Source organism: Patulibacter sp. NPDC049589 (assembly GCF_040675535.1).
Taxonomy (GTDB): Bacteria; Actinomycetota; Thermoleophilia; order Solirubrobacterales; family Solirubrobacteraceae; genus Patulibacter.
This window is the reverse complement of record NZ_JBFAPC010000207.1, coordinates 1-8,482: the sequence shown is the minus strand read 5'-3', so window position 1 is coordinate 8,482 and position 8,482 is coordinate 1. Positions and strand designations below refer to the sequence as shown.

At 76.1% G+C, this 8,482-nt stretch carries 9 protein-coding genes and 1 riboswitch; of the genes, 3 read left to right on the top strand and 6 right to left on the bottom strand.

Annotation, left to right across the window (positions count from 1 at the left end):
- The 6 genes from AB0L40_RS24810 to AB0L40_RS24785 all read right to left on the bottom strand — a co-directional run.
- Positions 1-412 (bottom strand): ABC transporter ATP-binding protein (locus AB0L40_RS24810; protein WP_364360981.1); only part of this gene is annotated, 412 nt, incomplete at its 3' end.
- On the bottom strand, positions 409-1,416 hold the full coding sequence (locus tag AB0L40_RS24805; RefSeq protein WP_364360983.1) for an iron chelate uptake ABC transporter family permease subunit: 1,008 nt from the start codon (positions 1,414-1,416) through the stop codon (positions 409-411). The genes AB0L40_RS24805 and AB0L40_RS24810, both read right to left, overlap by 4 nt.
- A gap of 113 nt (positions 1,417-1,529) precedes the next feature.
- Positions 1,530-2,201, bottom strand: a complete 672-nt coding sequence (locus AB0L40_RS24800; protein WP_364360979.1) for an ABC transporter substrate-binding protein — start codon at positions 2,199-2,201, stop codon at positions 1,530-1,532.
- Positions 2,202-2,209: 8 nt separating this feature from the next.
- Entirely contained in the window at positions 2,210-3,121 is a 912-nt protein-coding gene (locus AB0L40_RS24795; protein ID WP_364360977.1) for a class I SAM-dependent methyltransferase, read from the bottom strand.
- The gene (locus AB0L40_RS24790; RefSeq protein WP_364360975.1) at positions 3,118-4,332 is read right to left on the bottom strand and encodes an ABC transporter substrate-binding protein; all 1,215 of its coding nucleotides are present in this window, start codon (positions 4,330-4,332) and stop codon (positions 3,118-3,120) included. The genes AB0L40_RS24795 and AB0L40_RS24790 overlap by 4 nt, the downstream gene beginning before the upstream one ends.
- Positions 4,333-4,402: 70 nt before the next feature.
- Positions 4,403-4,586: riboswitch (cobalamin riboswitch) on the bottom strand.
- A 58-nt stretch (positions 4,587-4,644) separates the two neighbouring features.
- On the bottom strand, positions 4,645-5,535 hold the full coding sequence (locus tag AB0L40_RS24785) for a LysR substrate-binding domain-containing protein (RefSeq protein ID WP_364360973.1): 891 nt from the start codon (positions 5,533-5,535) through the stop codon (positions 4,645-4,647).
- An 81-nt stretch (positions 5,536-5,616) separates the two neighbouring features.
- On the opposite strand from AB0L40_RS24785, the gene AB0L40_RS24780 reads away from it, so the two are divergent.
- The 3 genes from AB0L40_RS24780 (at position 5,617) to AB0L40_RS24770 (ending at position 7,659) form a co-directional block, all read left to right on the top strand.
- Positions 5,617-5,745: a hypothetical protein gene (locus AB0L40_RS24780; RefSeq protein WP_364360971.1), complete on the top strand. Its 129-nt coding sequence runs from the start codon at positions 5,617-5,619 to the stop codon at positions 5,743-5,745.
- Positions 5,742-6,725: a zinc-binding alcohol dehydrogenase family protein gene (locus AB0L40_RS24775; protein WP_364360969.1), complete on the top strand. Its 984-nt coding sequence runs from the start codon at positions 5,742-5,744 to the stop codon at positions 6,723-6,725. The genes AB0L40_RS24780 and AB0L40_RS24775 overlap by 4 nt, the downstream gene beginning before the upstream one ends.
- Before the next feature lie 73 nt (positions 6,726-6,798).
- Positions 6,799-7,659, top strand: a complete 861-nt coding sequence (locus AB0L40_RS24770) for a patatin-like phospholipase family protein (protein ID WP_364360967.1) — start codon at positions 6,799-6,801, stop codon at positions 7,657-7,659.
- Positions 7,660-8,482: the final 823 nt, after the last annotated feature.

Genomic DNA, 8,482 nt, shown 5'->3' with positions numbered 1-8,482 from the left:
GCAAGCGCGTCGGCGCGGTCGCCGGCCTGATCGCCCTCTCGGCGATCATCGGCCTGGCCCAGCCGTTCCTCCTGCGCGACGTCGTCGACCACGCGGTGCGGTGTGGGATCCGGCCGAGCCGTACGACGTCGAGCACGGTCAGGTCGACCTCGGTCGTGGCGTGCTGCTCGACGACGGCGACGCGGCGGGCGACCTCGCGGCGCCGCAGCATCCGCAGGTCCCGCCCGTCGAGCGCGACCACGCCGGACGTCGGCCGGCGGACCCCGGCGAGCAGCCGCAGCAGCGACGACTTGCCCGACCCGTTGGGCCCGAGCAGCCCGAGCGTCGACCCGGCGACGACCTCGAGGCTCACGCCGTCGACGATCGTGCGCCCGCCCGCGGACCACGAGACGTCCTCGGCCCGGAGGCTCACGCCGGCCCCTTGCGCCGGTAGAGGATCACCGCGAACGCCGGGACGCCGACCAGCGCGGTGACGACGCCGACCGGCAGCTCCTGCGGGTCGAACGCCGTGCGCGCGACGGTGTCGACCCAGACGAGGAAGATCGCGCCGATCAGCGCCGTGGTCGGCAGCAGGCGCCGGTGTCCCGGGCCGACGACGGCGCGCGCGGCGTGGGGGAGCACGAGGCCGACGAAGCCGATCGCGCCGGCGGCGCTCACCAGGGTCGCGGTGATCAGCGCGGTCACCACGAGCAGCAGCAGGCGGATCCAGCGGACGGGGATCCCGAGCGACGCCGCGGCGTCCTCGCCGAACGCGAACGCGTCGAGGGCGGGCGCGACCGCGAGGCAGACGACGAGCCCGACCAGGCAGACGAAGCCGCAGAGGACGACGTCGTTCCACCCCGCCCCGGCCAAGGATCCGAGCAGCCAGAAGAGGACACCACGGGTCTGCTCCGCGTCGGCGGACGACGTGACGATGAACGAGGTCAGCGCCGAGAAGAGCTGGGTGGCGGCGACGCCGGCGAGGACGACGCGGTCCGGCGTCGAGCCCGCGCCCGCCGCCAGCAGCAGGACGACCGCGAAGGCCAGCACGGCGCCGATGAACGCCCCGCCGGACAGCCCGACGATCCCGCCCCCGACGCCGAGGACGACGATCAGGACCGCGCCGGTCGACGCGCCCGACGAGATCCCGAGGACGAACGGGTCGGCCAGCGGGTTGCGCAGCAGCGACTGCATGATCGCCCCGCAGATCGCGAGGCCCGCGCCGCAGACCGCCGCCAGCAGCGTCCGTGGCAGCCGCAGGTCCCAGACGATCCCGTCGCGGATCCGGGTGACGTCCGCGTGGCCGAAGCCCAGGTGCTGGCCGACGATCGCGACGACGTCGCCGACGGCCACGTCGGCCGGGCCGATCGTGATCGCGACGGCGATCGACAGGACGAGCGCCGCGAGGCCGAGGGCGGCCAGGGTGGTGCCGGTCAGGCGGCGGCGGGTCTTCCCGGCGGACGGCGACGCCGGGCCGCCACCCGACGGGGCGGGGCCGGCACGGAGAGCCGTCCCGGCCGCCACAGCGTCCTCCGCTCCGCCCGTGTCGCTCAGCGGACCAGCCCCAGCCTGCGGATGCCCGCCGAGACCTTCTCCGCGCCGTCCACCGTGCGGATCGACGGGTTCATGTCCGCGCCGTTGAGGATCACGTACCGCTTCTTCCGCACCGCGGTGAGGCGCTTCGTGACCGGGTCGGTCTCGAGGAAGCGGATCTTGTCCGCGAGCTTGTCGCCCGTCTGGCTCTTGCGCTGCAGGTCACCGAGGACGAGCACCGTCGGGTCGCGGTCGAGCATCGTCTCCCAGCTGACCTGCGGGAACTCGTCCTGCGTGTCGGCGAAGACGTTCCGGACGCCCGCGGCGCGCGAGATGATCCCCGACGAGCCGCAGCAGCCGGCGACGTACGGGGACTCCGTGTTCGCGAACCAGGAGGCGATCGAGATCTCCTTCGGGTCGCGGGCGGCGTTGTCCGCGCGGACCTGCTCGAGCCGTCGCTGCAGGTCGGCGGCCAGCGCCTCGCCCTTCGCGCGGACGTCGAAGATCTGCGCGAGCTGGCGGACCTCGGTCTGGATGGTCGAGAGACGCAGCGGCTTCGTGCGCGGCCCGTCGCCGCTCTCGTCGTCGCGGTTCTCGCCGTGCGACGGGGCCAGGTTCGGCCGGATCCGGTCGGTCCACGTCGCGGTGCCGACCATGCGGTCCTGCAGCCCGAGCGCGAGATGGACCACGCGCCGCATCAGCGCCGCCCCAGCACGACGTAGTCGTCCAGCAGCTGCCAGGCCGTGCCGACCGTGGCGAACCCCGCCTGCGCGAGCGCGGCGAGGTGCAGGTCGACCGCGGTGGCCGGCGGGACGGGGCGGCCGGCGAACCGGCGCTCCCGCTCCTCGGCCAGTGCGGCGCCGCCGGGCAGCGCGCGGGCCTCGCCCCACCAGGCGTCCCACGTCGGGGCGCCGGCGGCGAACGCGGCCCGCTGCGTCGCCGCGTCGTGCGCCGCGGCGATCCGGCGCAGCTCGGGGTCGCGGCCGTCGAACCGGAGGTGGTCGCCGTTGAGCAGGACGCCGCCGTCGGCGAGCAGCGCGTGCGCCTCGCCGTAGACGCGCACGAGGTCCTGCGGCAGCAGCCAGTGCAGCGCCGTCGTGGAGAGGACGGCGGACGGCCGCGACGCCGGGTCGTCGAGGGTCGGTCGTCGGTCCGCGAGCGTGGCCTCCGACGCCGGCCCGCGGTCCGCCCGCGTCGCCGCGGACGCGGGATCGAGGTCCGCGGCGGCGGCCGCGACGACGGCGGACCAGCCGGGCTCCGCGAGGTCGACGTCGAGCACCGTCAGCCGCTCGCCGAAGCGCGGCCCGAGCACCTCGCGCGCGACGTGCAGCAGCAGCGGGTCGACGTCACAGGCGACCACGCGCGCGCCGGGGAAGCGGTCGAGGATCCGCGCGGACAGCGAGCCCGGCCCGCAGGCCAGGTCGATTGCGACGAACTCCGGGCCGACGGTGAGCTCGAGGACGTCGAGCATCGCGGCGAAGCGCTGCTCGCGGCCCGCGATGTACGCGGCCTGCTGGGCGTCCCAGCGGTCCAGGATCGCCGGGTCGCCGGCGGTCGCCGGGCGGTCCGCGTCCGCCGGGCCGGCGACCGCCTGCTCCTGCGCGCTCATCCGGCGAGCCCGAGCGTCTTCAGCCCCGCGGCGACCTTCTCCGTCGCGTCGACGTTGCGGATCGACTGGTCCATCTCGGAGCCCGTGACGATCACGTAGCGCTTCTTCCGCACGGCGGTGAGACGGCGCGCGACCGGGTCCTTCTCGAGGAACGCGATCTTCGCCTTCGCGCTGTCGCCGTCGTCGCCGCGGGTCAGGTCGGCCAGCACGAGGACGGTCGGGTCGCGGTCGAGGATCGTCTCCCAGCCGATCTCGGGGAACAGCTGCTTCGCGTCGCCGAAGGCGTTCTTCGCGCCGAGCTGCCGCGTGACGATCCCTGCGGCGCCGCAGCAGCCGGCCATGTACGGGGTCTTCGTGTTCGCGTACCACCAGCCGAGCGAGACGTCCTGCGCGTCGACGCCGCCGGCGGCCGTCGCCATCCGGGCCTTCAGCGACGCGACGAGCTCCGTGCCGCGGCCCTGCACGTCGAAGATCCGCGCCATGTCGCCGATCTCGGCGTAGGTGTCCTCCATCGTCTGCGGCCGCGCCTGGGTCGCTTCCTGGCCCGCGCACTCGGCGGCGGACTGGTAGATCGGGATCCCGAGCTTCGTGAAGCGCTCGCGCGGGGCGATCCCCTCCGACGTGAACGTGTAGTCGAACGTCGAGTAGACGAGGTCCGGCTCGGTCTTCAGGACCCGTTCGAACGACGGGAAGTCGTCGGCCAGCCGCGGCACTGCGGCGTTCGCCTTCGCGAGGCTCGGCAGGACCGGGTCGCTCCACGACGCGGTGCCGGCCATGCGGCCCTGCACGCCGAGGGCGAGCAGCGTCTCGATCGCCGGCTGGGCGACGGCGACGGCGCGCTTGGGCGCGGCGTCGAACGTGACCTTGCGGCCGCAGTCGACGACGGTCAGCGGGTAGGCCGTGCGCGGGCCGGCGGCGGCCGACGCGACGGTGGTCGCGGACGGCGCCGGGTCCTCGGACGAGCCGCAGGCGGCGAGGCCGACGGACGCGGTGACGACGGCGGCGGCGAGACCCGCGCGGCGGATCCCGGTGCGCCGGGGCCCGACCGGCCCCGACCGGGTCGGCGCGGCGGCGGCCCGTGGCCCGACGGTCGCGGCGGTGGCCGGGCGGCGGATCGCGCCCGCGAGGCGGTCACGGAAGGTGCGGCCGGAGCCGGCGGATGAACGGTCGTCGACCGGGGTCGACGCGGGAACGACGGTGCGTGGTCTCACGCGGTGGTCCTTCGATCAGGGAGCCCGTACGCGGGGCCCGTTTGGCGATCGGCCGGCGGCGTGCGGGGCACGCCGGGGGCCTCGAGCCAGCAGGTCTTCGGACTCGGGTTCGTCCGGACGGAGCGCCTTCCCGGATCCGTGGATCCAGTGGCAGGATGCCCCGCCCGTCCCCCTCACCGCTGCGCGTCAGTTCCGGTCTTGCACCGGATTCCCTGACCCATTCGATGGGTACGACTGGCTCGCCGCGGCACGATAGCGGACGGGGTACGGGCGGCCCGGGCGCGGGATCCCGGCCGACTCGCCCGGTGCGCGTCAGTCGCCGGCCGGAGTCGTGGCCTCCAGCGCCGCCACGAACCGCTCCGGCCACGGCCCGGCGCCCGTGGCCCGCCAGATCGCGCGGACCTCGCTGGCCGGCGTGCCGGCCGGGAGCGCCCGGACCGCGATCCCCGGGAGCCGGTCCGGCACGTTCCCGTCGACGAAGAGCGTCCACGCCGCTCCGGTGGCGACCGTCGCCAGGACCTCCTGCGGCGTGCGCACCGCTGGTCCGGGCGACGGATCGAGCCCCATCGCGGCGCAGACCGCGCGCACCTCGTCGGCCATCGCGGGGTGCGCGGCCCGCGAGATCCCGACCATCGGCAGGCCGGCGAGCGCGGACGGGACCACGGGGTCGGTCGCCGCCGCCGCGTGCTCCGCCGGGACGACCGCGACGAACGGCTCCCGCCACACCACGCGTGACCGCAGGCCCGCGGGGACGTCCGGCGAGGACCGGAACAGCGCGACGTCGGCCGTCCCCGCGCGGACGGCCTCGAGCTTCTGCGTCGTGGTCAGCACCGGCAGCTCGACGCGGACCCCGGGGTGCCGGGCGGCGAGGGTCCGCAGCGCCGCCGCGAGCCGCCGGCCGATCGCCGTGGTCGTGGCGACGCGCAGCGTCCCGATCGTCCCCGTCGTCAGCCCGGCCGCCTGGTCCCGGAGCCTCTCGGCGGCCCCGAGGGCGGCCTGCGCGTCGGGCAGCAGCGCGGCGCCGGCGGGCGTGAGCGCGACGCGGTGGCTCGTGCGCTCGAAGAGGACCACGCCGAGCTCACGCTCCAGCCGGGCCACCAGCTGGCTGACGGCCGGCTGCGCGACGCGGAGCCGGTCGGCGGCGTGCCCGAAGTGCAGGGTCTCGGCCACCGTTGCGAACGCGGCGAGGTGCCGGAGCTCCATGGTCCAACGATAAGCCCACGTGATCGCAGCCAGTGTCCATCGCCCGTTGCCGGCCCCGCGGCGGCGGAGCACGCTCGGAGGATGCGCACCGCCCCCGACCACGTCGTCGTCCGCCGCCACCGCGTGCCGCCCGCGGACCGCCCGCCCGCCCGCGCCGGAACGGTCACCCACGAGGCCGTGACCCCCGCCGGCCACCGGGTGACGTCGTGAGGGCCGTGCGGTTCGCCCGCCCCGCGCCCGACGCGAGCGTCACGTCGGTCGAGGACCTGCCGGCGCCGACGCCCGGCCCCGGCGCGGTCGCCATCGCCGTGACGGCCGCCGGCGTCAACTTCCTCGACGTGATGGCACGGCGCGGCGACCCCGGCTACGTCGCCGCCTGGCCGTTCGTCCCGGGGCTCGAGGTGTCCGGGAGGATCACCGCCGTCGGACCCGGCGTCGATCCGGACCGGGTCGGCCGGCGTGTCGCCGCGTTCACGGGCCGGGGCGGCCTCGCCGAGGTCGCGGTCGCCGCCGACGTCCTCGCCGTCGAGGTCCCGGACGCCCTGTCCCCGGAGCGGGCGGCCGTCGCGCCGGGCGCCGTCGCGACCGCGGTGCTGCTCGTCGGACAGGCGGCCCGGGTCGGCGCCGGCGACGTGGTCCTGGTCCACTCGGCCGCCGGCGGCGTCGGGCGGGCGGTCGCCGCGGTCGCCCGGGCCCGCGGCGCGATCACCGTCCTGGGGGTCGCGGGCGACCGGCGTCGACGGGACGCCGCTCGTGGCGCCGGCTTCGACGAGGTGTTCGTGCGCGGCCCCGGGCTCGCGCGAGACGTGCGGGAGCACCTCGGCGGCGGAGGGGTCGACGCGATCCTGGACACCCGGGGCACCGGCGCGCTCGACGAGGACCTCGCGCTCGCCGCCCCCGGGGCGCGGATCGTGCTCTTCGGGAACGCGAGCGGGGCCGCGCTGGGCCCGTTGCCGCCCGCCGGCCGGCTCTTCGCCGGCAACGTGTCGATCGGCGGCTTCAGCGTGTCGTCGCTCGCGGCCGTGGCTCCGCAGCGGTTGGGCACGGCCCTCGGCACGGCGCTCGACCTGCTCGCGGACGGGACCGTGGAGCTGGAGCCGGAGGTGCACGATGGCCTCGCCGCCGTCGGGGGCCTCCACGACGCCTTCGCCGCGGGGACCGCCGCGGCGAAGGCGGTCGTCCGGCCGTAGCGGCGGTCGCGGACCCGCGCGCTCGGTCCCGATGTCACGCAACACCGCGTTCACATGGCCTACGGTCGTGAGGATGCAACGCGCACTCGTCCTCGGCGCCGGTGGCCTCGCGGCCATCGCCTGGGAGACGGGTCTGCTCGCCGGCCTCCTCCGCGCCGGCGTCGACCTGACCGACGCGGACGTCGTCGTCGGCACCTCGGCGGGCTCGACGGTCGCCGCCCAGCTCGGCGGCCCGCGGGACCTCGAGGAGCTCGTCGCCGGCCAGCTGGACCCGGTCACGAGCGAGCTGACGCCGGACCGCGACCCCGCCCGGATCGCCGAGCGCGCCGCGGTCTGGGCGACCCTCGCCGAGGGCGGCGACCCGCTCGCCGCCCGGCGCCGGATGGGCGAGATCGCGCTCGCGACGCCGACGGTCGACGAGTCCGTGCGCCGCGCGGTCATCGCCACCCGCCTGGCCGGCGTCGAGTGGCCGGAGCGCCCGCTGCTGGTCCCCGCGGTCGACGCGCTGACCGCCGAGCCGGTCGTCTTCGACCGCGACTGCGGCGTCGACCTCGTCGACGCGGTGGCCGCGAGCTGCGCCGTCCCGGGGATGTGGCCGCCCGTCACGATCGGCGACCGCCGCTACGTCGACGGCGGCGTCCGCTCGGGCACCAACGCGGACCTCGTCCTCGGCGTCCCCCTGGCCGTCGTCCTGCAGGTCGGCGACGCCCGCCCGGACGACGAGGGCGCGGTCGACGCGCTGGGCGACGCGACCGGCGGCACGTCCTTCGTCCTGCTCCGCCCCGACGCCGCGTTCTTCGCGGCCCGCGGCGAGGACCCGCTCGACCCCGCGGTCCGCCCCGGCTGCGTCCGTGCCGGCCTGGCGCAGGCGGCGCGGATCGCGGACGACGTCGGGGCGCGCTGGACGACCCCGGCGGCCGCGGCGCGGCGCTGAGCGGGACACTGCCCGTCGGCCTGTGGTCGTCGAGTCGTGTACCGCTGGGGTACCGAACTCGATGAGTGGCGGGCCGGCCCCTGCTCGGAGCCTGTGGTCGTCGAGTTGTGTACCGCTGGGGTACCGAACTCGATGGGGTGGCGGGCCGGCCCCTGTCCGGAGCCTGTGGTCGTCGAGTTGTGTACCGCTGGGGTACCGAACTCGATGGGTGGCGGGCCGGCCCCTGTCCGGAGCCTGTGGTCGTCGAGTTGTGTACCGCTGGGGTACCGAACTCGATGGGGTGGCGGGCCGGCCCCTGTCCGGAGCCTGTGGTCGTCGAGTCGTGTACCGGTGAGGTACCGAACTCGATGGGGTGGCGGGCCGGCCCCTGTCCGGAGCGTGTGGTCGTCGAGTTGTGTACCGCTGGGGTACCGAACTCGATGGGGTGGCGGGCCGGCCCCCGTCCGGAGCGTGTGGTCGTCGAGTCGTGTACCGGTGAGGTCCCGAACTCGATGGGGTGGGGCCTGCGGGTGCCCGTTGGCCCGCGGCCGTCGGGTGGTGTACCGACGAGGTACCGACCTCGATGAGGCATGGTCCGTCGTCCGTCGTCGGCCGTCGGCCGTCCGTCGTGGTCGTCGAGTTGCGTACCCGTGAGGTACTGAACTCGATGGGGTGGCGGGCCGGCCCCCGTCCGGAGCCTGCGGTCGTCGAGTTGCGTACCCCTGAGGTACCGAACTCGATGCGGTCTGCCGCCCCCACACCCGGCCCTCGGGCTCATGCAGGTGACGCCGGACACCGCCCGCGACATCGCCAAGGAGTCCGGGGCCAACACGTTCGCGATCGG

Excerpts from the sequence above, each read along its gene's own strand:
- AB0L40_RS24795 (WP_364360977.1), bottom strand. The coding sequence starts at position 3,121 with ATGAGCGCGCAGGAGCAGGCGGTCGCCGGCCCGGCGGACGCGGACCGC.
- AB0L40_RS24785 (WP_364360973.1), bottom strand. The coding sequence starts at position 5,535 with ATGGAGCTCCGGCACCTCGCCGCGTTCGCAACGGTGGCCGAGACCCTG.
- AB0L40_RS24780 (WP_364360971.1), top strand. The coding sequence starts at position 5,617 with ATGCGCACCGCCCCCGACCACGTCGTCGTCCGCCGCCACCGCGTGCCG.
- AB0L40_RS24770 (WP_364360967.1), top strand. The coding sequence starts at position 6,799 with ATGCAACGCGCACTCGTCCTCGGCGCCGGTGGCCTCGCGGCCATCGCC.